The following is a 24980-nucleotide window of genomic DNA, read 5'->3' as shown; positions in this document are numbered from 1 at the left end:
ATGTGGTCGATTCTGGGAGATTCAAGCGGCGGACAGTTGATGCAGATCAGTCAGTCTAGCGGGTGAGCCAGATTAAGGAGGCGAACCGACCTGTGCGCGACGCACGGCGGTAAGAAAAGAAGCGCGGGTCGGTCACGGTGCAGAAACCGCCGCCATAAACCGCGGTGACACCGCGTTCAGCCAGACGCAGGCGCGCCAGCAGATAAATGTCAGCCATGAACTTGCCAGCATTGTGGCTGGGCACGAAGGCGGCTGCCGCTTCCGGCAATTGACTGACGAAGACTTCGCGTACTTCCGGGCCGACTTCGAAGGCTTTCGGCCCGATGGCCGGGCCGAGCCAGACCAGCACGTCCGCCGGAGCGGTGTCGAGATGATCGAGGGTAGCTTCAAGCACACCCGCCGCCAACCCGCGCCAACCGGCATGAGCCGCCGCCACACGCGTGCCGGCACGATCACAGAACAATGCTGGCAGGCAATCCGCGGTCATCGCCGTGCAGGCAACCCCGGGAGTTGCCGTCCAACTGGCGTCGGCGGTGGCAACCACGCCCGGATCAGCATGAGCCACGTCAATTCCGTGCACTTGCTGCAACCAGGCAGGCTTGATCGTGAAGTGTTCGGTCAGACGCCGACGATTCTCGGCCACTGCTTCCGGGCGATCATCGACGTGATCGCCCAGATTGAGGCTGTCGAACGGTGCCTCGCTGACACCCCCCTCGCGGGTGGTGACACAGGCCCTGACGCTGGCCGGCGCAGGCCAGTCCGGCGTCAGCCAGTTCATCCGACGAATGCCTCGCGATCCTGCTTGAGCAGGGTCAGCAGCCAGACGAAATCTTCCGGCAGCGGCGATTCCCAGCTCATGCGCTCACCGCTGGTCGGATGATCCAGTTCAAGGAAGCGCGCGTGCAATGCCTGACGCGGGAAGTGCTTGAGCGATTCGACCATGGTCGGGTTCGCGGCAGGCGGAATACGGAAACGCCCGCCGTACGCCGGGTCGCCGACCAACGGGAAGTTGATGTGCGACATGTGCACACGGATCTGGTGAGTCCGGCCGGTTTCCAGCTTGACCCGCACGTGCGTGTGCGAACGGAAACGCTCCAGCACGCGGTAGTGACTGACGGCCGGCTTGCCGCCTTCCATCACTGCCATGCGTTGGCGCTGCTGGCCGTGACGGCCGATCGGGGCGTTGATCTTGCCCCCGGCGGTCACGACACCGATCACGATGCACTCGTAGATCCGGCTGACGCTGCGGCTTTGCAGCTGGGCAACGAGCTTGGTCTGCGCCTGAATGGTCTTGGCCACTACCATCAGACCGGTGGTGTCCTTGTCCAGGCGATGCACGATACCGGCGCGCGGGACATTGATGATGTCCGGCACGTGGTGCAGCAAGGCGTTGAGCAAGGTGCCATCGGTGTGGCCGGCAGCCGGGTGCACCACCAGGCCCGCAGGCTTGTTGATCACCAGGATGTCGTCGTCTTCATAGACGATGTCGAGTTCGATGTCCTGGGCGATCCACTCGCCCTGGGCTTCCTGCTCGGCAGTCAGCTCAAGGATGGCACCGCCATGAACGATGTCGCGCGGGCGGATGACCGCCCCGTCCACAGTCAGGCGACCTTCTTTGATCCAGGCGGAAAGGCGCGAGCGTGAGTGCTCAGCGAAGAGTTGGGCGGCGACTTGATCGAGGCGTTGGCCGCCCAAATCGGACGGCACCTCTGCGCGAAGTTCAATTTTATCGGACATGCTCTGACTGGGCGTCGGCACAGCCTTTGGTTTCGGCTGCGCGCTTGTGGTTAAATACGGCGTCTTTTGCCCCGAGGCTTTTCAACGGGGCGCTCATCATAACAGGACGGCCCCGCCCAAGACAGCGGCCGTCATAGGGACGCAAGCCGCCATGCAAGTGAAACACCTGCTGCTGATCGCCATCCTCGCATTGACCGCTGCTTGCTCATCGAAGGAAGTCGTAGACGAAAACCTGAGCGAAGCCGAGCTGTACCAGCAGGCTCAGACCGACCTGGACAACAACAGCTACACCAGCGCCACAGCCAAGCTGAAGGCCCTGGAGTCGCGTTATCCGTTCGGTCGCTACGCCGATCAGGCGCAACTGGAGCTCATCTACGCCAACTACAAGAACGCCGAGCCGGAAGCTGCAAAGTCCGCCGCCGAGCGTTTCATTCGTTTGCATCCGCAGCATCCGAACGTGGATTACGCGTATTACCTCAAGGGTCTGACCTCTTTCGACCAGGACGTCGGCCTGCTGGCGCGCTTCCTGCCGCTGGACATGACCAAGCGTGACCCGGGCGCTGCCCGCGACTCGTACAACGAGTTCGCCCAGCTGACCAGCCGCTACCCGAACAGCCGCTACGCGCCGGACGCCAAGCAGCGCATGATCTACCTGCGCAACCTGCTGGCGGCCTACGAAATCCACGTAGCCGACTACTACCTGACCCGTCAGGCCTACGTCGCCGCCGCCAACCGTGGCCGCTATGTAGTGGAAAACTTCCAGGAAACCCCATCGGTCGGCGACGGCCTGGCGGTGATGACCGAGGCTTACCAGCGTCTGCACCTGGACGAGCTGGCCGCCACCAGTCTGGAAACCCTGAAGCTCAACTACCCGAACCACCCGAGCCTGAAGGACGGTCAGTTCGTGCCATCGGTCGCCGAAGCCGACAACCGTTCGTTCCTGAGCAAGGCGACTTTGGGCCTGATCGAGTCACGTCCGCCGCTGCCGCCGGGAGAAACCCGCGCCAACCAGGACGTGCAGAAGCAGTTCCAGGATGCAAAAGACGCGATCCCGAACGAGCTCAAGCCAAAAGACGAAAACGGCGAAGTGATCGAAGAAACTCACGAAGCCGCCGGCAACAACGACGACCGCTCGTGGTTCAGCTACATGACTTTCGGCATCTTCGACTGATCACACCGGGTACACAAAAAAGGGAGATCTGCGGATCTCCCTTTTTCATTGCCGGGCGTTAATAGTCTGTGCGCCTGGCGACTCCTTGGCTAAACTGCCGAATCATTAGCCGAAAAGCCGCCCATCATGCTTCGTTTACTGTTCTGGATTGTCCTGATTTTCGCTGCGGTATGGCTGTGGCGAAAATTCAAGGCGCCCTCCGCATCTGCCCAATCGCCCCGCGAGCAAGACGCCGCGCCGATGGTGCGTTGCGCTCATTGCGGCGTACACCTGCCGCGCGATCGCGCGCTGAACCTTCAGCAACAGTGGTATTGCAGCCAGGCTCACCTTGAGCAAGGCCCAGGCACCAGTGATCGCTGAGGCCGCCAACGCCGACAGTAAACAGGCGCAGCGCCTGCTGCGTCTCTATCATCTCTACCGTTTAAGCGTCGGCATCACCCTGGTGCTGCTGATCTCCAGCAACATGGACAACCGCCTGCTGACGTCGGCCGACGACGAACTGCTGCGCAGCGGCAGCTGGTTGTATCTGGTGCTGAACATTCTGCTGGTGGTGTTCCTGGAGAACACCCGCCGCCCGGCGCAGCTGTTCACCCTGGCGCTGGTCGATGTGCTCTTGCTGTGCGGCCTGTTCTACGCGGCGGGTGGCGTGGCCAGCGCCATCGGTAACTTGCTGATTGTCTCGGTGGCGATCGCCAACACGCTGCTGCGCCGACGCATCGGCTTGCTGATAGCCGCCATCAGCGCTCTCGGTATCATTGGTTCAAGTTTCCTGCTGAGTTTCAACCACCCCCTGAGCGCCAACAATTACCTGCAAGCCGGAACCCTGGGCGCCTTGTGTTTTGCCGCTTCACTGCTGGTACAGGGTCTGGTCCGGCGCCTGGAAGTCAGCGAAAACCTCGCCGAACAGCGCGCCAGCGAAGTGGTCGGCCTCGAAGCCCTCAACGCCCTGATTCTGCAGCGCATGCGCACCGGCATCCTGGTGCTCGATGACCAGCGCCGGGTGCAACTGGCCAATCACAGCGCGAAAAGCCTGCTGGCGCAGTCGCACCTTGAGGGGCATTTGATCGATGACTACTCGCCGGCATTGGTCGAGCGTCTGCAACTGTGGCTGAGCAACCCGACCCTGCGCCCGCAGAGCCTGAAGATTCCCGGCAACGGCCTGGAACTGCAACCGAACTTCATCGCCCTCGCACAGAGTCCGAACCAGCAAACCCTGGTGTTTCTCGAAGACCTTGCACAAGTCGCCCAGCAAGCCCAGCAACTCAAGCTCGCCGCGCTCGGGCGCCTGACCGCCGGCATCGCCCATGAAATCCGTAACCCGCTGGGCGCCATCAGTCACGCCGCGCAGCTATTGGGTGAGTCAGAGGAACTCGATAGCGCGGATCGGCGTCTGACGCAGATCATTCAAGACCACTCCCAGCGCATGAACCGAGTCATCGAAAACGTCCTGCAACTGTCGCGCCGCCAGCAGAGCGCTCCGCAACGCCTGGATCTCAAACCGTGGCTGGAACGCTTCGTCTGCGAGAGCCGCGAACAGGCGACTGAGCGCCAGTCGATTCATTTGCGGATCAACTCCGGGGACTTCATCACATTGATGGACCCCGACCAGCTCACGCAAATTCTCGACAATCTGTTACGCAACGGCTGGCGGCACAGCGCCCTGCTGCACGAGCAGGCCGAGGTCTGGCTGGCACTGTTCATCGACCCCGACAGCCAACTGGCGGTGCTCGAAGTGCAGGACAACGGCCCCGGTGTACCACCCGATCAGCAGGCCGATCTGTTCGAGCCGTTCTTCACCACCAGTAGCCAGGGCACCGGCCTTGGGCTTTATCTGTCCCGTGAGCTGTGCGAAAGCAACCAGGCGCGCCTAGACTTCAAACCACGCCAAGGCGGCGGCTGCTTTCGCATCACCTTTGCTCACGGACGGAAACAAAGTTGAACACGAGCCCACGGCAAAAAATCCTTATCGTCGATGACGAGCCGGATATCCGCGAACTCCTGGAAATCACCCTGGGTCGGATGAAACTCGACACTCTAAGCGCACGCAACCTCGGCGAAGCCCAGGCGCTGTTGCACAACAACACCTTCGACCTGTGCCTGACCGACATGCGCCTGCCCGACGGCACGGGGCTGGACCTGGTGCAGCACATCCAGCAACGTTATCCCCAACTGCCGGTGGCGATGATCACCGCGTACGGCAGTCTGGAAACAGCGATCAACGCCTTGAAGGCCGGGGCCTTCGACTTCCTGACCAAGCCGGTTGATCTGACGCGCCTGCGCGAACTGGTCAGCACTGCGTTGCGCATGCCGGCAGCCGGAGGCAGCGTCACCTCGATCGACCGGCGCCTGCTCGGTGACTCACCACCGATGCGCAATCTGCGCAAACAGATCGACAAACTGGCGCGCAGTCAGGCACCGGTCTACATCAGTGGAGAATCGGGCAGCGGCAAAGAACTGGTCGCGCGGCTGATCCACGAACAGGGACCACGCGCCAGCAAGCCGTTTGTGCCGGTCAACTGCGGGGCGATTCCGTCCGAATTGATGGAAAGCGAATTTTTCGGCCATCGCAAAGGCAGCTTCACCGGCGCAGTGGAGGACAAACCTGGGCTGTTCCAGGCCGCACACGGCGGCACCCTGTTTCTCGACGAAGTGGCGGACCTGCCGCTGTCGATGCAGGTGAAATTGCTGCGGGCGATTCAGGAGAAAGCCGTGCGCAGCGTCGGCGGCCAGCAGGAAACGGTGGTCGATGTGCGCATTCTTTGCGCCACCCACAAGGATCTCGACGCCGAGGTCGCCGCCGGGCGCTTTCGCCAGGACCTGTATTACCGCTTGAACGTGATCGAACTGCGCGTGCCATCCCTGCGCGAACGGCGCGATGACATCGAAGTGCTGGCGGCGCACATGCTCCAGCGTCTGGCGGCAGGCAGCGGCCGCGCGGCGGCTCGTTTGCACCCGCAGGCGCTTGAGGCGCTGAAGAGTTACCGCTTTCCGGGGAATGTGCGGGAGCTGGAAAACGTCCTTGAACGGGCGCACACGCTGTGTGAAAACCAGTTGATCGAGGCCGCAGATCTGCGTCTCAGCGAAGGTAATTGCACGGTCGAGGGCGGTATTGCCGACCTGACGCAGATCGATAACCTTGAGGATTATCTGGAGAACGTCGAGCGCAAGCTGATCCTGCAGGCGCTGGAGGAAACGCGCTGGAATCGTACGGCGGCGGCGCAGCGGTTAAGTCTGTCGTTTCGCTCGATGCGCTACAGGCTGAAGAAACTCGGTCTGGATTGAGGCCCCTTCGCGAGCAAGCCCGCTCCCACATTGGGTTTTGTGAACGACAAAAATCAACTGTGGGAGCGAGCCTGCTCGCGAAAGCGATCTGCCAGGCTACAGAAAATATCAGACTAAATGCGACCTTCAGGCGCATACGGCGCCGGATCAATAATCGGCGCACGCCCCAGCATCACATCGGCAAACAACTGACATGACGCCGGCGCCAGCACCAGCCCGTTGCGGTAATGCCCGCAGTTCAGCCACAAACCCTCAAACCCCGGCACCCGGCCAATATACGGAATCCCCTCAGGCGAGCCCGGACGCAAACCCGCCCAATGTCCCACCACTTCGGCCTCCGCCAGCGCCGGCAGCAGCTCGACCGCCGAAGCCTTGAGGCTCTCCAGCGCGACATCGGTCGGCGTCTTGTCGTAGCCTTCGTGCTCCAGCGTACTGCCGATCAGAATGTGCCCGTCGCGACGCGGAATCGCATAACGCCCCTTGGCCAGCACCATGCTCGGCAGGAAATCCGCTGCACACTTGTAGAGAATCATCTGGCCCTTGACCGGCTCGACCGGCAGCGTCAGATCCAATGTTTTGAGCAGATCACCGCTCCATGCTCCGGCCGTCAGCACGATCTGCTCACCGCGGATCAGGCCTTTGGACGTCTCGACGCCTACCACTCGCTCCCCTTCGCGAACAAACCCGCTGACTTCGCATTGCTCGTGGATGGTCACGTTCGGCAGCGCCAGCAAAGCGGCTTTCAACGATTTGACCAGACGCGGGTTACGCACATTGGCCACATCGGCCATGTAGATCGCCCGGGAGAATCCGCCACCCAGCACCGGCACCGCGTCGTGCGCCGCCGAAATATCCACAGCCCGCAGCGGACGGTTTTCCCGCTCGGCCCAGGCCAGTGCCTCGGCTTCATCATCCAGATCCAGCCAGTACAGGCCGGTGGTGTGCACTTCGGGATCAACCCCGGTATCGGCAAACAGCCGCTCGCCCAGCTGTGGATAAAAATCCTGCGACCAATGCGCCAGCGCGGTGACTGCCGGGCTATAGCGCCACGGGTACAGCGGCGAAACGATACCGCCGCCGGCCCAGGACGACTCCTGACCGACATTCGAACGATCCAGCAGCACCACGCTGCGCACTTCTGAGGCGAGGTTGTAGGCGGTCAGCAGGCCAATCACCCCGCCACCGACAATCACCACTTGCTGTTGCCTGGTCATGTTTGATCCAACCGTAAAAAAGACAGTGGGCGCAAAAAGGCGCCCTTGAGAAGGTACCTCAGCGGCCCCAGCAATCCTTGGTGGTCAGCCCGGTGGTTGCGTTGTTCATACTTCTGACGCCGGTGTTGGTCAGGGTGAAATCCCCGCACTTGTCGGTGGCCATGGTCGTGCCGGCCTTGCGGGTGGCCGTCAGCAGGAAGGTCTGATCAGCGATGGTCGGGGTGATGGTGTAGAAATCATTGCCCGTGCTCAGACCGGTGATGCCGGTATAAACATTGTTCTTGGTGTAGAAGCGCTCGAGGATCTGCGCCTGTTCCGAGAGCAGCGACACCACTTCGGCGCGGCGGCCTTTTTTCAGGTATTCGGTGTAGCTCGGTGCGGCGATGGTGATGATGATCCCGATGATCGCAATCACGATCATGATTTCGATCAGGGTGAAGCCCCGGTTGAATCTGCGCATGCCTCAAACTCTCACTTACTGTATTTGTCGCCACATGATACGACGGCTGCCGCCGCCGGATTTTTCCACCAGAGTGGTGACGGTGCCACTGGAATCGTTGACGATCTTGCGCGTCGCGCCGTTGACGATGGCGTTCAGGGTCGGAATTCCGCCGGTGAACACCACACCGCTGGAAATCGTGTCGTTGCTGTCGACCACGCCATCGGCGTTGGTGTCGAGCACCGCGTAGTTGAGCATCTTACCGCTGAACGCATCCAGTTCGACCAGTTTGCCGGTGCCGAAACTGGCACACGGGTCAGTGGTATCGACACTGGCGGTGGTAAACACGATGCGTCCGAGCACCAGACTGGCCTGATTGATCACCCGCTCGCCGGTCAGCACGTTGTTGTACACCAGCGGCAGATACCAGCCCTTCTCCGCCGGATAGGTCGTGTCGTTCTGGCTGGTGGTGATGAACTGTCCGGCGCTGCCGGAGAACACCCCCGTCACTGCTTGCGCCTGCAAACTGCTGACGGTCAACTGACCGGAACCACCATCGGCGTCCCACACCGAGTAGAACGCCTGCAAATCCTTGTTGGTCTTGTCGGCGGTCTCGTTGAATTTGCCGGTGCCGACGAAGATCTGTTTGCCCCCCAGCGAATTGTCCGCCAGCAGCGGCTGCGCGGTGATCGGCTGAGTCGCCCCGCCCGCCGTGGTGAACAGCGGTTTGCCGGAAAACGCCACGCCCCAACTGTCGGTCGACGTCGCGCTCAGATCGAATTTCCACAGACGCCCTTTCAGATCACCGCCATAAGCGGCCTGCACCACGTTCGACGAATTGACCTTGAGCTTCACCGACGACAAACCATTGGTGGTTTCAGTGCTGTCGATCACGATCTTCTTGATCAACGAACCGTCACGCACATCCAGCACATACAAAGCCGCCACTCCGGAGTTGCTGCCATAACCATTGGCAATGAACGCCGCCCAGCGACCATCGGCCAAGCGTGCCACTTCCGGCCGGGCATAGGCATAACCCAGATCATTGAATACGTTGGCAGTGTTCACCGTGGCAGGTGCACTGACTTCCCACAGGGCATTGAGCACATTGCCAGCGGACGCGTCGAACAACTGCAGTGCATAGAAAGTCTTGCCGCCGGCACCGGTGCCGCCGATGGCCACGGTTTTCCAGGCACTGTTGAACTGAAGATCGTAGACCCCGACCTGACCGTCCACCAGAAACTTGTGGCTGACGCCATTGATGTACGCCGGATCGGCAATCAGCCGCAGCGACGGCAACACGCTGGACGGCATGTAGGCATAGCGTCGAGTGCCGTTGGCCGAGTTGATCACGTTGACGAAACCGTCATTGGCGTTCACCACCAGATTGGCATTCATGTTCGCCGCTTTGGTGGTCAGGTAAGTGGTGTAGGTGGTGTCGCCCGACAGGTCGGAGGCGGTTTTGTCGCTGGGCGAGGCCAGCACCAGCGGCGAGTTGATGATGTCGCCAAGCAACACGCTGCGCACCTTGAGCCCGCTCTTGTTGGTGCCCTTGCTCCACTCCACCAGATCACTGCCGCTGATGCCGGTGGGCAGGCTCTGGCTGAGCGTCGTCTGTTGGGTCGCGGAAAAGTTGCCATAGGCCAGAGTCACGGCGGCATTGCTGCTGGTGTTCCACGATTGATAGGTCGGTGCGGTCGCGCCCGGCACGATGGTGGTATCGGTGGTCCACAACGCTGCCGAGGTGTTCACCGCGCCAGCCGAAGTGAAGCCAAAGGATTTGATCGTGCCGCGCCAGTCCTTGGGGTCGTAACTGGTCTGGAAATAACTGGTGCCACTGGCCAGCGTGGTGCCGCTGGTGACACCGCTGCCGCCGGAGCCGGCCTTGGAAGTGATGTCGCTCAACGCCGAGGACAGCGCACTGTTGAGACCGGTGCTGTCGCTCGCCTGGTAATACTTGCCCTGCCCATAGGCAGCGGCGTCGGAAAGCATGTCGTTGTCGGCGGTAAAGCCGACGGTGTAGGTGTTCATGTTCTGCTTGGGAAAATCCGCCGAACTCCAGCTCTTGCCCGCCGCATCGACGCCGGTCGAACGCATGTCGATGTCGTAGGCGAACTTGGCGATGTCATCCAGATACAGCGTGTCGCCTTCATTGTCGCCATTGAGGTTGTTGCCGTCATTGTTGATGCCGTCCCAGTTCGGCAGACGACTGCCACCCAACGGATCGTTGCTCGGAAAGGTGCGGTCGTAGGTCGGCAAACCGTCGGTGATCACCACGCCATAGTTCTTCTGGCAGCGGTACTGGATCGGACTGGTGTAAGTGGTGGGTGTGCTGTTGTAGTACGGCGTCATGCCGCGCATGTACCGGGTGATTTCGTAATAGGTTTCCGCCAATGGCGTGTTGGCCACGGCCCCCAAACCACCGATCGCCGAAATCAACGCATTGTAGTTGGCGTCGGCCTGCGCCTGGGTCACGCTGCCGGAGACCGGCGACAGATCACTGATGGAACGAGCGATGTATCCACCGTTCCCGGGGTTGTTGCTGGTCACCGGGTTGAAGGTCGACAGGCCCATGCGCAAGTTACGGTTGCTGGTGACCAGTGCGGTGGACACGTTGCGCGCGACGTTGATCCGATAGTCGTTGGGAATCGCCCCGGTGGTGAAGTCGCGCGTGCCGTTGTTGATCGCCAGCCCGACCACATAGGCGATGTAGTCCCCCGTGTAGCGAGTATTGCCGCCGCCCACCGGATCAGGCAGTTTCAGGCACAACGGCGCGACGCTGTTGTTGTAGAAGGCGAAGGCGCCGCCGGAGCAACCGGAGGTCGGCAGGTTCGAGAGAAACACCGGATCGCCAGTGATCGCCGTTGAACTCAGGCACAGCCCGAGCAACGCATTACATTGCCGCGCCGGTGTACGCGTGACGGTCGGATCGAATCCCGCCGCGTAAATGATGCTGTTCATGCTGCCGGAATCGTCGATCAGCAACATCACGTTGGGCGGTACCGCAGCGGCACTCAGCAGCGGCGAGTCGGATGGCGTGAACGCATAAGCCGGCGCTGCCAGATAAAAGCTCAGCAGCATGCCGGCCAACAACGTCCGGCAGCGCTCAATACTTCGCATAGACACTCTCCACCACACTGCGCGAAGTGCCGGCGATGCCGACTGCGGTCACTCGATACAGGGTCGCCGACGTGTTGCTCGGCACGTTGACTGCGGTCAGGGTGGTGCCGATGTTCTGCACCCCATAAAAACCGTTGCCGGCGGCGATCCACGTCACCCCCGAGGTCGAGTTGAGCCCCGCCGCGCTGACCACCGAAGACTCCGCCGGCGGCGCGCACTGGGTGGTGCTCGCGCACACCGCCAACGAATAACTGTCGAGTTGCACCGCACTCTCGCCGATGCGCAACGCCGCCTCGGCGGTCTGGAACGACTGATTGCGCAGGCTGACACTGCCGGCCATTTTCTCCTGCAGGTTGGCGCTCTGCATCGAGGACAGCCCGATCAAGGTCAGCAGCAACAGAAACACCAGACTGACCAGCAACACCATGCCGCGCTGGGTTTGCCTCTGGTTGAACGTGATCCTCATCATTCCGGCCTCACTGCAAGCGGTTGCGCAAAGCGGCAACCACATTGAAGGTTTGATTGGCCACCCGGTTGTTCGGGTCGGTGAGGGTCAGGCTCAGGCGCACACTGCGGATGCGCGCCGGGTCACTGGGGTTGGCGCTGTAGGAGGACGCCGCGACATCGGTGGCGGACGTCGCCAGACCGAACATGACGCTGAACGCACTGACATTGTTCACCAGCACCTGCTGGGTCGGAGTGCCGCTGCCGGTGCCCATGAGAATCTGGTTGTTGCTGAAGCTGTAGATCAAGCGGCGGATCGGAAAGGCGATCTGCCCGCTCGCTGCCGCCCGCAACCCGGTATAGGCCGTGGCGCTGTTGCGGCAATCGGAGACCACCGTCCAGGTTGGCGTACCACCATTGCCACCGACATCGGCAGTGACCAGGGTCAGCTTGAGGTTGCTGTTGTCCCAACTGATCGGGGTGATCTGCGCCGCGTTGAAGTCCCCCGCCGAGCTCGCGTCAGTAATCGTGCCCAGGCAGCCGAACATGCCGACCATGCGCAGTTCCTGAATCATCTTGCTCAATACAAAACGTGCGTCTTCCTGCATGGCGGCAGCGGTGTTCTGGCTGACGTAAGTGTTCTTGGCCGCGAGAAACGTCTGCACCACGCCCAGCACGATGATCAGCCCGAGCGCCAGGGCGATGAGCATTTCGATCAGGCCGAACCCCCGGTTGGCGTGCTTCATGGGCCGGCCACCGGATCGACGGTGGCACGGCTGGTCAGGACGAAGCTGCGGGTGGTACCGGTGGCATTCGCCGCCCGTGAGTCATTCCAGTTGATGGTGATGGTGTACACCCGCTGATTGAGGGTGATCGTACCGGTGGCGGTCGGCCCGCCGAAATTGACGATGTTGGTGGTGAAATCGTAGAGATCCTGATCGCGGGCGACACTGAGGTTGCCTGCGGTCGGCGGCGTGACCGTGTAATCGGCAGCGGAATTGGCGCGGATGCGGTCCATCATGTCGTAGGCGATGAAGCTCGCCTGACTGGTCATCCGGGAACTGTCGGTGTACTTCAGCGCATTCACTTGAACGGCGGCCGCGCCCAATATGCCGACGGTCAGAATCAGCAACGCGACCAGTACCTCGATCAGCGACATGCCCTCCTGTGCCTGTGTGCTCCCTGCCCTCATCCGCAACTTCCACCCAGTTGAATTCGTCCGTTCAGACACACGTTCAGCGTCCTGCTTTGTGTTCCCAGCACATAACTGATGGCCACCGCCGTCGACGGCGCCGCCAGGCCGCCCAGATTATTGAAATCCAGTGCGGTCACTCCTGAGGGTAGCGTCAGAGTCGCGCCGCTGCTCATCGCTGGAACAACCCGTAATACATTGGCCGGAGTGCCAGTACTGTCGTAGACCGACAATTCGCCGGTCCACACGCTGCCGCCGGCGCTCGGGCGCAAGCGTGTGGTCACGCCGCGATCAATCGCCTCCAGCCGCGCGTAGTTGATGGCGCGCTGCAGGTCACCCATTTCGGTGTCGGCCTTGCTGCTCTGGATCGAGCGAGTGAAGCCTGGCACCGCCAGGGTGATGAGGATCACCAGCACGGCGACCGCGGCCAACAGTTCGGGCAGCGTGAAACCTTTTGTACGATGATCCATCGATGCCCTCCGTTGCCGTCGGCTATACCTGCTTCTACAAGCTAGAACATTCAACCGGCCCGCGTCGGTTGATTTGCCCTGCCCGGCGAAATGGATCACGTCGGGCTTCATGCTCCACGGAGGGAGTCGTCATGCCGCAACAGGGTTTCAGTCTGATTGAATTGCTTATGGGACTGGCGATTGGCGCAATTGTTCTGTCGCTGGTCAGTCCGGCTTTCGCGGCCTTCACTGAATCGACTCATCGCGACCTGGCGGCCCGGTCGCTGCTCGAGGGCATTCGCAACGCACGCACACAGGCCATCACCCGCAATCAGAGCGTAGTGATCCATGGCATCAATGGCGACTGGAGTCAGGGCTGGCGGATCATTCTGGATATCAGCGGCAAGGGGCCGCTGGACAGCAGCAATCCACTGCTGCTGGAGCACGCGAGTGACGGGCGAATACCGATCGTCGGCAATTGGCTGGTCAGTCGTTATGTGCGCTTCAGCAGTCTGGGACAACCGCTGATGCCCGCGCGGGCATTTCAGGCAGGGACGTTACATCTCTGCTCGGCACAGGAGCCGGTCAGCCAGCTCCAGGTGGTGCTGGCGGCAACCGGTCGGGTGCGCCTGACCAGCGCAAAGGCTGAGCAGGCGCTGTGCCTGAAGGCGAAGAGCGTCAGATCGAACGGACGCGCAGCTCTTTCGGCATCGAGAAGGTGATGTTCTCTTCGCGACCGGCCAGTTCATCGGCACCGGTCGCGCCCCAGGCTTGCAACTGCTGGATGACGCCGCGAACCAGCACTTCCGGTGCGGAGGCACCAGCGGTGATGCCGATGCGCTCGACACCCTCGAACCAGCTCTTCTGCAGGTCTTCGGCGCCGTCGATCAGGTAGGCCGGCGTGGCCATGCGTTCGGCCAGTTCACGCAGGCGGTTGGAGTTGGAGCTGTTCGGGCTGCCCACCACCAACACTACGTCGCACTCGTCGGCCAGTTGCTTGACCGCATCCTGACGGTTTTGCGTGGCGTAGCAGATGTCGTCCTTGCGCGGGCCACCGATGGCCGGGAAACGTGTGCGCAGGGCATCGATCACGCGGCTGGTATCGTCCATCGACAGGGTGGTCTGGGTCACGAACGCCAGTTTTTCCGGATTACGCACCTGCAGCTCGGCCACGTCTTTTTCGTCTTCGACGAGGTAGATCGCGCCGCCATTGCTGCCGTCGTACTGGCCCATGGTGCCTTCGACTTCAGGGTGACCGGCGTGGCCGATCAGGATGCACTCACGGCCGTCGCGGCTGTATTTGGCGACTTCGATGTGTACCTTGGTAACCAGCGGACAGGTGGCGTCGAATACTTTCAGGCCACGACCGGCGGCTTCGCTGCGTACGGCTTGAGAAACCCCGTGAGCACTGAAGATCACGATGACGTCGTCCGGCACCTGATCCAGCTCCTCGACGAAGATCGCGCCACGACTGCGCAGGTCTTCGACCACGAACTTGTTGTGCACCACTTCATGACGCACGTAGATCGGCGGCCCGAAGACTTCCAGGGCGCGGTTGACGATTTCGATCGCCCGGTCCACGCCGGCGCAGAAGCCACGGGGGTTGGCGAGTTTGATTTGCATGCTGTGCCTCGTGTCTTGCGCGCGAAATAAATTTACGTCCTGCTGATCGAGCACAATTGCTCAAATCCAGCAAAAATCCAATGTGGGAGCGGGCTTGCTCGCGAAAGCAGTGTGTCAGACAACTTCTATGTTGAATGTCAGTCAGCATTCGCGAGCAAGCCCGCTCCCACAATGTTCTGAGGTGTAACTCAGATCGCTTTGACGGAGATGATCTCTACGTCAAAGGTCAGCGTTTTGCCCGCCAGCGGGTGGTTGAAGTCGACGGTCACTTGCGCGTCGTCGAATTCTTTCACCACACCCGGCAGCTCAGTATTGGCCGCATCGTTGAAGATCACCAGCAGACCCGGTGACAGTTCCATGTCGGCAAACTGCGAGCGCGGGATGATCTGTACGTTTTGCGGGTTCGGCTGGCCGAAAGCGTTTTCCGGCTCGACGGTCAGCGTACGCTTGTCGCCGGCCTTGAAGCCGAACAATGCCGCTTCGAAACCCGGCAGCAGGTTGCCGTCGCCGACCTTGAAGGTCGCCGGGGCCTTGTCGAACGTGCTGTCGACCGTATCGCCGTTCTCCAGGCGCAATGCAAAGTGCAAAGTGACTTCCGTGTTCTGGCCGATGCGTTGCTCAGCCAATACCTGTTCAGTCATGAACGGCTTCTCCGGTTTTCTTACTTTTGAACATGTCCAGTGCCAGCATCACCGCACCGACGGTGATGGCGCTGTCGGCGAAGTTGAACGCCGGGAAGTACCAGCGGTTCTGCCAGTGCACCAGAATGAAGTCGATCACATGGCCCAGGGCGATGCGGTCATACAGATTGCCCAGCGCGCCGCCCAGCACCAGCGCCAAAGCGACGGCCAGCCAGGTTTCGTTGCGGCCCAGGCGTTTGAGCCAGACCACCAGCACCGCACTGACCACAATCGCGATCAGGGCGAACAGCCAGCGCTGCCAGCCGGAGCTGTCAGCCAGGAAGCTGAAGGCAGCGCCGGTGTTGTAGGCCAGCGTCCAGCTGAAGTAATCGGGAATGATCACGATCTGCTGGAACATTTCGAGCTTGTTTTCGAAGTAGAACTTGCTGGCCTGGTCGATGACCAGAACCAGCAAACTCAACCAGAGCCAGCTCAACCGTCCGAAACGGCCAACGGCATTAGGCATAGTGACGAACCTCGCCGGCGCCGCTGATGTTGTCGACGCAACGACCGCAGATTTCCGGATGCTCCGGGTTCACGCCGACGTCTTCACGGCAGTGCCAGCAACGGGCGCACTTCGGGAAGGCCGATTTGACGATCTTCAGTTTCAGGCCGCTGACTTCGGTGGCTACCGCGTCCGCAGGTGCCTGAACGAAAGGCGCCACGCTGGCAGTCGAGGTGATCAGGACAAAGCGCAGCTCGTTGCTCAGCTTGGCCAGGTCGGCGCTCAGCGCGTCTTCGGCGAACAGCGTCACTTCGGCTTGCAGGTTGCCACCGACGGCTTTGGCCGCGCGCTGGATTTCCATCTCTTTGTTGACCGCCACCTTCACTTCCATGATGCGATCCCAGTAGGCGCGACCCAGCTCGAAGCCTTCCGGCAGCTCGGTCAGACCTTCGTACCAGGTGTTGAGCATCACCGATTCGTTGCGCTCGCCCGGCAGGTACTGCCACAGCTCGTCGGCGGTGAACGCGAGGATCGGTGCGATCCAGCGCACCAGCGCTTCGGAGATGTGGAACAGCGCGGTCTGGCACGAGCGACGTGCCTTGCTGTCGGCGCCGGTGGTGTACTGGCGGTCCTTGATGATGTCGAGGTAGAAACCACCCAGCTCCTGCACGCAGAAGTTGTGGATCTTCGAGTAAACGTTCCAGAAACGGTATTCGCCGTAGTGCTCTTGCAGTTCGCGTTGCAGCAGCAAAGTACGGTCCACCGCCCAGCGATCCAGTGCGAGCATGTCTTCAGCCGGTAGCAGGTCGGTGGCCGGGTTGAAACCGGTCAGGTTGGAAAGCAGGAAACGCGCGGTGTTACGGATGCGACGATAGGCGTCCGCGCTGCGTTGCAGGATCTGCTCGGACACGGCCATTTCGCCGGAGTAGTCGGTCGACGCGACCCACAGACGCATGATGTCGGCGCCCAGGGTGTCGTTGACTTTCTGCGGCGCGATCACGTTGCCCAGCGACTTGGACATCTTGCGGCCGGACTCGTCGACGGTGAAGCCGTGGGTCAGCAGTTCGCGGTACGGCGCGTGGTTGTCGATGGCGCAACCGGTCAACAGCGACGAATGGAACCAGCCGCGGTGCTGGTCGGAACCTTCCAGGTACAGGTCGGCGCGTGGACCGGTCTCGTGGCCCATCGGGTGCGAACCACGCAATACGTGCCAGTGGGTGGTGCCCGAGTCGAACCAGACGTCGAGGGTGTCGCTGATCTTGTCGTACAGCGGCGCTTCATCGCCCAGCAGTTCGGCGGCGTCGAGTTTGAACCAGGCTTCGATGCCTTCGACTTCAACGCGCTTGGCGACTTCTTCCATCAGTTCGACGGTGCGTGGGTGCAGCTCGCCGCTTTCCTTGTTGAGGAAGAACGGGATCGGCACGCCCCAGTTACGCTGACGGGAGATGCACCAGTCCGGACGGTTGGCGATCATCGAGTGCAGGCGCGCCTGGCCCCAGGCAGGAACGAACTTGGTCTCTTCAATGGCTTTGAGCGAGCGCACGCGCAGGGTGTCGCCGCTGACCGGCTCTTTGTCCATGCCGATGAACCACTGCGCGGTGGCGCGGTAGATCAGCGGGGTCTTGTGGCGCCAGCAGTGCATGTAGCTGTGTTCGATGACGGTGGTGTGCATCAGCGCACCGACTTCGGTCAGTTTTTCGACGATGGCCGGGTTGGCCTTCCAGATGAACTGGCCGCCAAAGAACTCCAGCGACGGCACGTACACGCCGTTGCTTTGCACCGGGTTGAGGATCTCGTCGTTGACCATGCCGTATTTCTTGCAGGTCACGAAGTCGTCCACGCCGTAGGCCGGGGCGGAGTGAACCACACCGGTGCCGGCGCCCAGTTCAACGTAGTCGGCCAGGTACACCGGCGACAGACGGTCGTAAAACGGGTGACGGAAGTTGATCAGTTCCAGCGCCGAACCCGGCGCGGTGGCCAGTACGGTGCCTTCAACGCCGTAACGCGACAGGCAGGATTCAACCAGCTCTTCAGCCAGGACCAGCAGCTTGTCGCCGATATCGACCAGGGCGTAGTTGAATTCCGGGTGCACGTTCAGTGCCTGGTTGGCCGGGATGGTCCACGGGGTGGTGGTCCAGATCACGATCGAGGCAGGCTTGCTCAGCGACGGCAGACCGAACGCGGCAGCCAGTTTGGCTTCGTCGGCGATCGGGAAGGCCACGTCGATGGTCGAGGACTTCTTGTTCTCGTACTCGACTTCCGCTTCGGCCAGCGCCGAACCGCAATCGAAGCACCAGTTCACCGGCTTGAGGCCCTTGAACACGAAACCGCCCTTGACGATTTCGGCGAGGGCGCGGATTTCACCGGCCTCGTTCTTGAAGTCCATGGTCTTGTACGGGTTGGCGAAGTCGCCCAGCACGCCGAGGCGGATGAACTCGGTCTTCTGCCCTTCGATCTGCTCGGTGGCGTAGGCACGGCACAGCTCGCGGGTCTTGTCCGCGCCCAGGTTCTTGCCGTGGGTCACTTCAACCTTGTGCTCGATCGGCAGGCCGTGGCAGTCCCAACCCGGAACATACGGCGCGTCGAAGCCCGACAGGGTTTTCGAGCGGATGATCATGTCCTTGAGAATCTTGTTCAGCGCATGACCGATGTGGATCGTGCCGTTGGCGTACGGAGGGCCGTCGTGCAGGACGAACTTCGGACGATCCTTGCCAATCTCGCGCAACTTTCCGTACAGGCCAATACTGTCCCAGCGCTGCAGGATCTGCGGTTCGCGCTGTGGCAGGCCGGCCTTCATTGGGAAGGCGGTGTCCGGAAGGTTTAGCGTGGCTTTATAGTCGGTCATTTAAGGCTCTTCATTAGCGATGGGCGCTAGGTGCGGCTAGTGCACGGGCGGCGGCGACATCCGCGTTGATCGCCGTTTTCAGTGCCTCCAGAGAGGCAAAACGCTGCTCTTCACGCAGCTTTTGGTGGAAAACCACCGTCAGACGCCGGTCATACAGATCGCCGGCAAAATCCAGTAGATGAACTTCAAGGTGGGCTTTGCCATCACCTTGGACCGTAGGCCGCACGCCGATATTGGCGACGCCGGGCCAGGTCTTGCCGTCGATATCCACATCCACCAGATAAACCCCGGTGAATGGCACGCGACGACGCTTGAGTTGAATATTGGCAGTGGGCGTACCCAGTTGCCGGGCCAGTTTCTGACCGTGCAGCACGCGACCGGCGATCCGGTACGGGCGGCCAAGCAGGCGTTCGGCCAAGGCAAAATCGGCGGCGGCCAACGCGTTGCGCACCTGGGTGCTGCTGACGCGAATGCCGTCCAGCTCGACGGTCTGCGCGGCTTCCACGGTAAAACCGTGAACCTGCCCGGCCTGCAGCAGGAAATCAAAATCGCCGAGGCGGTCGCAGCCGAAGCGGAAATCGTCACCGACCTCCAGATGCTGCACGCCGAGACCGTCCACCAGGATGGTATCGACGAATTCACTGGCGCTGAGCTTGCTCAGGCGCTGGTTGAACGCCAGACACAGCACCCGGTCGACGCCTTCGGCGGCCAGCAGTTGCAGCTTGTCACGCAAGCGGGCCAGACGGGCCGGCGCGGTCTCCGGGGCAAAGAATTCCCGTGGCTGCGGCTCGAAAATCACCACGCAGCTGGGTACGCCCAACTCCAGCGCACGCTCACGCAGACGGGCCAGGATAGCCTGGTGACCACGGTGAACACCGTCAAAGTTGCCAATAGTGGCGACGCAGCCCCGATGCTGGGGGCGCAAGTTGTGGAGGCCTCGAACCAGCTGCATAACGCGCTTCTTGCTCATAAAGTGGTCGATTATAACCACACCCGACGGTCGACGACAGGCAACACCGTAACGCAAAGTGATCGAGCCGACAAAACTGCCGGCCCGCGCCCGTTTATAAAGGCTAAAACCTCAGCTCAAAGCCTTGCGATTGAAGTCACGCAGGCGGAAACCGAGCAGCAGCAACATACCGAAATACGCCACCACACCGGCAATCACCAGCGCACCCAGTCGCAGGAAGCGCTCCAGCATGTGCCCCTGATCCCAGGCCGGCATGAAATGCATGCCCAGTAGCAGCACCGCCGACATCACCGCCACCGCCACCACCAGTTTGAAGCCGAACAGGTACCAGCCCGGTTGCGGTTGATACATCTTTTGCTTGCGCAGTTGATAGAACAGCAGCCCGGCATTGAGGCAGGCACCGGCACTGATCGCCAGCGCCAGACCGGCGTGAGCCAGCGGGCCGATCAACACCAGGTTGAACAGTTGAGTGACGATCAGGGTGAAGATTGCGATTTTTACCGGCGTGCGGATGTTCTGTTGCGCGTAAAAGCCCGGCGCCAGCACTTTGATCACGATAATCCCGAGCAGGCCGACAGAATAGGCAATCAGCGCACGCTGGGTCATGGACGCATCAAACGCACTGAACTGGCCGTACTGGAACAGCGACACGGTCAGTGGCTCGGCAAGAATCCCCAGCGCCAGCGCACACGGCAGCACCAGCACAAAGCACAGGCGCAGGCCCCAATCGAGGATCCGCGAGTACTCGTGGCGATCCTTACTCGCATAGGTCTTGGCCAGCGTCGGCAACAGAATGGTGCCCAATGCCACGCCGAGCACGCCGGACGGCAATTCCATCAAACGGTCGGCGTAGTACATCCACGACACCGAACCGGCCACCAGGAACGAGGCGAAAATGGTGTTGATGATCAGCGAAATCTGGCTGACCGAGACACCGATGATCGCCGGCAGCATCTGCTTCATCACCCGCCAGACGCCGGTATCACGCAGATTCAGGCGCGGCAGCACCAGCATGCCGATCTTCTTCAGGTGCGGCAGTTGATAGAGCAACTGCGCGAGACCACCGACCAGCACCGCCCAGCCCAGAGCCATGACCGGCGGATCGAAATACGGCGTCAGGAACAGCGAAAACACGATCATGCTGACGTTGAGCAGGGTCGGCACGAAGGCCGGCACCGAAAAGCGGTTCCAGGTATTGAGGATTGCCCCGGCCAGCGAGGACAGGGAGATCAGCAATATATAAGGGAACGTCACCCGCAGCAGATCGGAGGTGAGCTGGAATTTTTCTGGCGTATCGGCAAACCCTGGCGCGGTGGCCCAGATCACCCACGGCGCGGCAATCATGCCCAGCGCTGTGACCAGCGCCAGCACCAGGGTCAGCAGGCCCGAGACATAAGCAATGAAGGTGCGGGTCGCCTCTTCGCCTTTCTGACTCTTGTATTCCGCCAGAATCGGCACGAAAGCCTGCGAGAACGCCCCCTCGGCGAAGATTCGCCGCAGCAGGTTGGGCAATTTGAAGGCGATGAAGAAGGCGTCCGTCGCCATTCCGGCGCCGAATGTGCGAGCGATGAGCGTGTCACGGACGAACCCCAGAATCCGGGAAAGCATCGTGATAGAGCTGACAGCGGCCAACGATTTGAGCAGATTCATTGAGGGAATTAGTGCCTGTCGATAAACAGCAGGCGAACAATGCGCCCACTTGTGCGATACTCCGCGCCGCAACAGCACAGAGCCAAAGCTCGCGAGTTTACAGGTCAAGCGCCGGAAATAAATATCCCGCCTCTTTACACCTACCACTTAGCGGAACGTTTCAAGCGCCCTTGACAAGACTTCAACTCATCGGCATGATTCGCGGCCTATTTTGTTTGCTATTTCCTAAAAAGTCTTTCGAGGAGCTCGACGGTGGCCAACTCACCTTCCGCCAAAAAACGTGCAAAACAGGCTGAGAAGCGTCGCAGCCACAACGCCAGCCTGCGTTCCATGGTTCGTACCTACATCAAGAATGTAGTTAAAGCCATCGACGCAAAAGACGCTGAAAAAGCTCAAGCTGCATACGTTCTGGCTGTGCCAGTTATCGACCGTATGGCCGATAAAGGCATCATCCACAAGAACAAGGCTGCTCGTCATAAGAGCCGTCTGAATGGCCACGTCAAGGCACTGAAAGAAGCTGCTTAATCGACGTAGTCATTAAAAAACCGACCTTAGGGTCGGTTTTTTATTGCCTGCGATTTGGTGAATCCCGCACATAAAAAAGTGGGAGCGGGCTTGCTCACGAATGCAATCTGTCAGCCGACCTCTCTAGCGACTGACACGACCTCTTCGCGAGCAAGCCCGCTCCCACATTGTGGATTTGCGGTGTTATTGCTGAACAGGAACCCACGGCACGATCGGAATCGCCGTCACCGCATTTTGCGGACTACCTTCGATCACGCGATCGCTGTAGACCAGGTACACCAGCGTATTGCGCTTCTTGTCGAGGAAACGCACCACCTGCATGGTTTTGAATACCAGCGACGTGCGCTCCTTGAACACCTCGTCGCCATCCTTCAACTCACCCTTGAACTTGATCGGGCCAACCTGACGACAGGCAATCGACGCCTCGGCACGATCCTCGGCCAGGCCCAAACCACCCTTTACCCCACCCGTCTTGGCGCGGGACAGGTAGCAGGTCACGCCATCGACTTTCGGATCATCGAAAGCCTCGACCACAATCCGGTCATTCGGACCGACAAACTTGAATACCGTCGACACCTGACCGATTTCCTCGGCCGAGGCCAGCAGCGGCAACGCCATCAGCAGACCCAACAATCCTTTTGCCATACGCATCGCGCTTTTCCTCAGACCAGAATCAGGTTGTCACGGTGAACCAGTTCCGGCTCAGCCATGTAGCCCAGCACGCCGACAATCGCGTCCGACGACTGACCAATGATTTTTTGCGCCTCTAGAGCACTATAGTTGGCCAAACCACGGGCAATTTCACGACCGTCCGGCGCCACGCAAACCACCATCTCGCCGCGACGGAAACTGCCCTGAACCAGTTTCACGCCGACCGGCAGCAGACTCTTGTTGCCCTGCGACAAGGCCGACACCGCACCTTCGTCGAGCACCAGCGTGCCGCGAGTCTGCAAATGCCCGGCCAGCCACTGCTTGCGCGCCGCCAGCATGCCACGCTCAGGCGACAGCAGCGTACCGATGCGCTCGCCAGCCTTCAGGCGATCGAGCACTCGCTCCAGACGCCCACCGACGATGATCGTATGCGCTCCGGAGCGCGCCGCCAGCCGTGCCGCACGCAGCTTGGTCTGCATGCCGCCACGCCCCAGCGCGCCGCCGGTACCGCCCGCCACCGCATCAAGCGTCGGATCATCGGCGCGCGCTTCGTAAATCAGTTGCGCATCGGGGTTGTTGCGCGGATCGGCGTCGAACATGCCATCGCGATCGGTGAGGATCACCAGCAGATCGGCCTCGACCAGATTGGCCACCAGCGCCGCCAGCGTATCGTTGTCGCCGAAGCGGATTTCGTCGGTGACCACCGTGTCGTTTTCGTTGATCACCGGGATGACTTTCAGCTCGACCAGTGCGCGCAAGGTGCTGCGGGCGTTCAGGTAGCGCTTGCGGTCGGACAGGTCGTCGTGAGTCAGGAGAATCTGCGCGGTGTGCCGGCCATGCTCGGCAAAGCTCGACTCCCAGGCCTGCACCAAGCCCATCTGGCCGATTGCAGCAGCGGCCTGGAGCTCGTGCATCGCACTGGGTCGCGAGGTCCAGCCCAGGCGGCTCATGCCGGCAGCCACTGCGCCGGAGGACACCAGCACCAGCTCGACACCCGCCTCATGCAGGGCGACCATCTGCTCGACCCAGACACCCATTGCCTTGCGATCCAGCCCCTTGCCGTCCGCCGTCAGCAAAGCGCTGCCGATCTTCACGACCCAACGCTGCGCACCTGTCACTTTGCTCCGCATCATCTTCAACCTTAGCTTGAGGGCCGCGCGACCCAGCGCTGCCCGTGACGTTAATCGTGGCTATTGGTGACCAACGATCGATTTCCGGATACTAAAACGCCGCTCGATTGAGCGGCGCTTAAGTTTACTGCAACGAATCAGTCGCGCACGTAAATGATTTCCGGACCGTCTTCATCATCCACATCTTCTTCGTCCCAGTCATCGTCACCGATGTCATGGACCGACTTCACGCCGCTGCGACGCAGGGCACGCTTGTCATCCAGCGCCTGCAACTGCGCACGGGCTTCGTCTTCGATGCGCTGATCGAGATCAGCCAGCTCTTCCTTGTACGCCGGGTCGCTGGCCAAACGATCGGCACGATCTTCCAGATAACGCATGATGTCGCGCGTCAGGCGCTCGGTGCCTTCTTTGGCGATGGCCGAGATCACGTAGACCGGACCTTCCCACTGCAGGCGATCAACGATTTCCTTGACGCGCTCTTCGTGCTCTTCCTCGAGGATCTGGTCACACTTGTTCAGCACCAGCCAGCGATCACGCTCGGCCAGCGACGGACTGAATTTGACCAGCTCGTTGACGATCACTTCAGCCGCATCCGGTGCACTGGTGTCATCCAGCGGCGCCATGTCGACGAGGTGCAGCAACAGACGCGTACGCGCCAAGTGCTTGAGGAAGCGAATGCCCAGACCGGCACCGTCGGAAGCACCTTCGATCAGCCCCGGAATGTCGGCGATGACGAAGCTTTTCCAGCGATCAACGCTGACCACACCCAGGTTCGGCACCAGCGTGGTGAACGGGTAGTCGGCGACTTTCGGCTTGGCCGCCGACACCGAACGGATAAAGGTACTTTTACCGGCGTTCGGCAAGCCCAGCAGACCGACGTCAGCCAGCACTTTCATTTCCAGTTTCAGGTCGCGCTGCTCACCCGGCTTACCCGGAGTGGTCTGGCGCGGCGCACGGTTGGTACTGGATTTGAAACGGGTGTTGCCCAGACCGTGCCAACCACCCTGCACCACCATCAGTTTCTGGCCGGCCTTGGTCAGGTCGCCAATCACTTCCTGGGTGGCCGAGTCGATCACGGTAGTACCGACCGGCACGCGCAGGATCAGGTCTTCACCTTTCTTGCCAGTGCAATCGGTACTGCCGCCGTTGGAGCCACGCTCGGCATCGAAGTGCCGGGTGTAACGGTAGTCGACCAGGGTGTTGAGGTTTTCGTCGGCCATCATGTAGATGGAACCGCCGTCACCGCCATCACCGCCGTTCGGGCCGCCGTTTTCAATGAATTTTTCCCGACGGAAACTCATGCAGCCATTGCCGCCGTCACCAGCTTTTACGCGGATCGATACTTCGTCTACAAACTTCATAACTCAACGCCTCTCGCCATACGGACGAGCCGAAAAACAATCAAGACATAAG

24 protein-coding genes are annotated in these 24980 nt (G+C 60.9%); 6 read left to right on the top strand and 18 right to left on the bottom strand.

Going from position 1 to position 24980, the window contains the following annotated elements:
- Positions 1–55 precede the first annotated feature (55 nt).
- Positions 56–778, bottom strand: coding sequence for a peptidoglycan editing factor PgeF (pgeF, locus tag LCH64_RS20475; RefSeq protein WP_226501108.1), 723 nt, complete (start codon positions 776–778; stop codon positions 56–58).
- Entirely contained in the window at positions 775–1737 is a 963-nt protein-coding gene (gene rluD, locus LCH64_RS20470) for a 23S rRNA pseudouridine(1911/1915/1917) synthase RluD (RefSeq protein WP_226501107.1), read from the bottom strand. The genes pgeF and rluD overlap by 4 nt, the downstream gene beginning before the upstream one ends.
- 151 nt (positions 1738–1888) lie before the next feature.
- On the opposite strand from rluD, the gene LCH64_RS20465 reads away from it, so the two are divergent.
- The 4 genes from LCH64_RS20465 (at position 1889) to LCH64_RS20450 (ending at position 6190) form a co-directional block, all read left to right on the top strand.
- Positions 1889–2908: an outer membrane protein assembly factor BamD gene (locus LCH64_RS20465; protein WP_003228317.1), complete on the top strand. Its 1020-nt coding sequence runs from the start codon at positions 1889–1891 to the stop codon at positions 2906–2908.
- A gap of 126 nt (positions 2909–3034) precedes the next feature.
- Positions 3035–3268, top strand: coding sequence for a PP0621 family protein (locus tag LCH64_RS20460; protein WP_045122641.1), 234 nt, complete (start codon positions 3035–3037; stop codon positions 3266–3268).
- A complete protein-coding gene (locus tag LCH64_RS20455; protein ID WP_226501131.1) occupies positions 3258–4847 on the top strand; it encodes an ATP-binding protein in 1590 nt (529 codons plus the stop codon). Before LCH64_RS20460 ends, LCH64_RS20455 begins: the two co-directional genes overlap by 11 nt.
- Complete coding sequence (locus LCH64_RS20450; RefSeq protein ID WP_226501106.1) at positions 4844–6190, top strand: sigma-54 dependent transcriptional regulator; 1347 nt, start codon at positions 4844–4846, stop codon at positions 6188–6190. The genes LCH64_RS20455 and LCH64_RS20450 overlap by 4 nt, the downstream gene beginning before the upstream one ends.
- A gap of 113 nt (positions 6191–6303) precedes the next feature.
- Here the strand turns inward: LCH64_RS20450 and thiO are convergent, their stop codons facing one another.
- Genes thiO through LCH64_RS20415 form a run of 7 tightly spaced genes read right to left on the bottom strand, consistent with a single transcriptional unit; the run spans position 6304 to position 13069 of the window.
- Entirely contained in the window at positions 6304–7404 is a 1101-nt protein-coding gene (gene thiO, locus LCH64_RS20445; protein WP_226501105.1) for a glycine oxidase ThiO, read from the bottom strand.
- 58 nt (positions 7405–7462) lie between these two features.
- Positions 7463–7864: a type IV pilin protein gene (locus tag LCH64_RS20440; RefSeq protein ID WP_041065326.1), complete on the bottom strand. Its 402-nt coding sequence runs from the start codon at positions 7862–7864 to the stop codon at positions 7463–7465.
- A gap of 15 nt (positions 7865–7879) precedes the next feature.
- Positions 7880–10963 carry a PilC/PilY family type IV pilus protein gene (locus LCH64_RS20435; RefSeq protein WP_226501104.1) on the bottom strand — a complete coding sequence of 1028 codons (3084 nt, stop codon included), beginning with the start codon at positions 10961–10963 and terminating at the stop codon, positions 7880–7882.
- Positions 10950–11429 carry a PilX N-terminal domain-containing pilus assembly protein gene (locus LCH64_RS20430; protein ID WP_226501130.1) on the bottom strand — a complete coding sequence of 160 codons (480 nt, stop codon included), beginning with the start codon at positions 11427–11429 and terminating at the stop codon, positions 10950–10952. Before LCH64_RS20430 ends, LCH64_RS20435 begins: the two co-directional genes overlap by 14 nt.
- 10 nt (positions 11430–11439) lie before the next feature.
- Complete coding sequence (locus LCH64_RS20425) at positions 11440–12153, bottom strand: prepilin-type N-terminal cleavage/methylation domain-containing protein (protein ID WP_226501103.1); 714 nt, start codon at positions 12151–12153, stop codon at positions 11440–11442.
- Positions 12150–12599 (bottom strand): type IV pilus modification protein PilV, encoded by a 450-nt coding sequence (pilV, locus tag LCH64_RS20420; protein ID WP_003228332.1) that lies wholly within the window; start codon positions 12597–12599, stop codon positions 12150–12152. Before pilV ends, LCH64_RS20425 begins: the two co-directional genes overlap by 4 nt.
- Positions 12596–13069 carry a GspH/FimT family pseudopilin gene (locus tag LCH64_RS20415; RefSeq protein WP_103485409.1) on the bottom strand — a complete coding sequence of 158 codons (474 nt, stop codon included), beginning with the start codon at positions 13067–13069 and terminating at the stop codon, positions 12596–12598. The genes pilV and LCH64_RS20415 overlap by 4 nt, the downstream gene beginning before the upstream one ends.
- A gap of 131 nt (positions 13070–13200) precedes the next feature.
- Here LCH64_RS20415 and LCH64_RS20410 point away from each other — a divergent pair, with 131 nt between their 5' ends.
- On the top strand, positions 13201–13770 hold the full coding sequence (locus LCH64_RS20410) for a GspH/FimT family protein (protein WP_226501102.1): 570 nt from the start codon (positions 13201–13203) through the stop codon (positions 13768–13770).
- Here LCH64_RS20410 and ispH read toward each other — a convergent pair.
- The 6 genes from ispH to murJ all read right to left on the bottom strand — a co-directional run bounded on the left by ispH (position 13727) and on the right by murJ (position 21261).
- On the bottom strand, positions 13727–14671 hold the full coding sequence (gene ispH, locus LCH64_RS20405; RefSeq protein ID WP_003228337.1) for a 4-hydroxy-3-methylbut-2-enyl diphosphate reductase: 945 nt from the start codon (positions 14669–14671) through the stop codon (positions 13727–13729). The two genes, LCH64_RS20410 and ispH, sit on opposite strands and share 44 nt — an antisense overlap.
- A gap of 188 nt (positions 14672–14859) precedes the next feature.
- Complete coding sequence (fkpB, locus tag LCH64_RS20400) at positions 14860–15297, bottom strand: FKBP-type peptidyl-prolyl cis-trans isomerase (RefSeq protein ID WP_198286829.1); 438 nt, start codon at positions 15295–15297, stop codon at positions 14860–14862.
- Positions 15298–15304: 7 nt separating this feature from the next.
- On the bottom strand, positions 15305–15817 hold the full coding sequence (lspA, locus tag LCH64_RS20395; protein WP_003228341.1) for a signal peptidase II: 513 nt from the start codon (positions 15815–15817) through the stop codon (positions 15305–15307).
- Entirely contained in the window at positions 15810–18641 is a 2832-nt protein-coding gene (gene ileS / locus LCH64_RS20390) for an isoleucine--tRNA ligase (RefSeq protein ID WP_226501101.1), read from the bottom strand. Before ileS ends, lspA begins: the two co-directional genes overlap by 8 nt.
- Positions 18642–18654: 13 nt before the next feature.
- On the bottom strand, positions 18655–19593 hold the full coding sequence (ribF, locus tag LCH64_RS20385) for a bifunctional riboflavin kinase/FAD synthetase (protein WP_003228347.1): 939 nt from the start codon (positions 19591–19593) through the stop codon (positions 18655–18657).
- Positions 19594–19722: 129 nt separating this feature from the next.
- Positions 19723–21261, bottom strand: a complete 1539-nt coding sequence (gene murJ, locus LCH64_RS20380; RefSeq protein WP_003228348.1) for a murein biosynthesis integral membrane protein MurJ — start codon at positions 21259–21261, stop codon at positions 19723–19725.
- Between the two features lie 252 nt (positions 21262–21513).
- Here murJ and rpsT point away from each other — a divergent pair, with 252 nt between their 5' ends.
- The gene (gene rpsT / locus LCH64_RS20375) at positions 21514–21786 is read left to right on the top strand and encodes a 30S ribosomal protein S20 (RefSeq protein WP_003228351.1); all 273 of its coding nucleotides are present in this window, start codon (positions 21514–21516) and stop codon (positions 21784–21786) included.
- 183 nt (positions 21787–21969) lie between these two features.
- On the opposite strand, the gene LCH64_RS20370 is transcribed toward rpsT, so the two are convergent.
- The 3 genes from LCH64_RS20370 to cgtA all read right to left on the bottom strand — a co-directional run bounded on the left by LCH64_RS20370 (position 21970) and on the right by cgtA (position 24928).
- A complete protein-coding gene (locus LCH64_RS20370) occupies positions 21970–22437 on the bottom strand; it encodes a CreA family protein (protein WP_003228353.1) in 468 nt (155 codons plus the stop codon).
- An 11-nt stretch (positions 22438–22448) separates the two neighbouring features.
- A complete protein-coding gene (gene proB, locus LCH64_RS20365) occupies positions 22449–23567 on the bottom strand; it encodes a glutamate 5-kinase (protein WP_103521657.1) in 1119 nt (372 codons plus the stop codon).
- A 137-nt stretch (positions 23568–23704) separates the two neighbouring features.
- Complete coding sequence (cgtA, locus tag LCH64_RS20360) at positions 23705–24928, bottom strand: Obg family GTPase CgtA (RefSeq protein WP_226501100.1); 1224 nt, start codon at positions 24926–24928, stop codon at positions 23705–23707.
- Positions 24929–24980 lie beyond the last annotated feature (52 nt).

The organism is Pseudomonas sp. MWU16-30322 (assembly GCF_020515535.1).
In the GTDB taxonomy this organism is placed as follows: domain Bacteria; phylum Pseudomonadota; class Gammaproteobacteria; order Pseudomonadales; family Pseudomonadaceae; genus Aquipseudomonas; species Aquipseudomonas fluorescens_H.
Note: the sequence above shows the minus strand (reverse complement) of the source record. Positions and strands in the feature narration are given on the sequence as shown.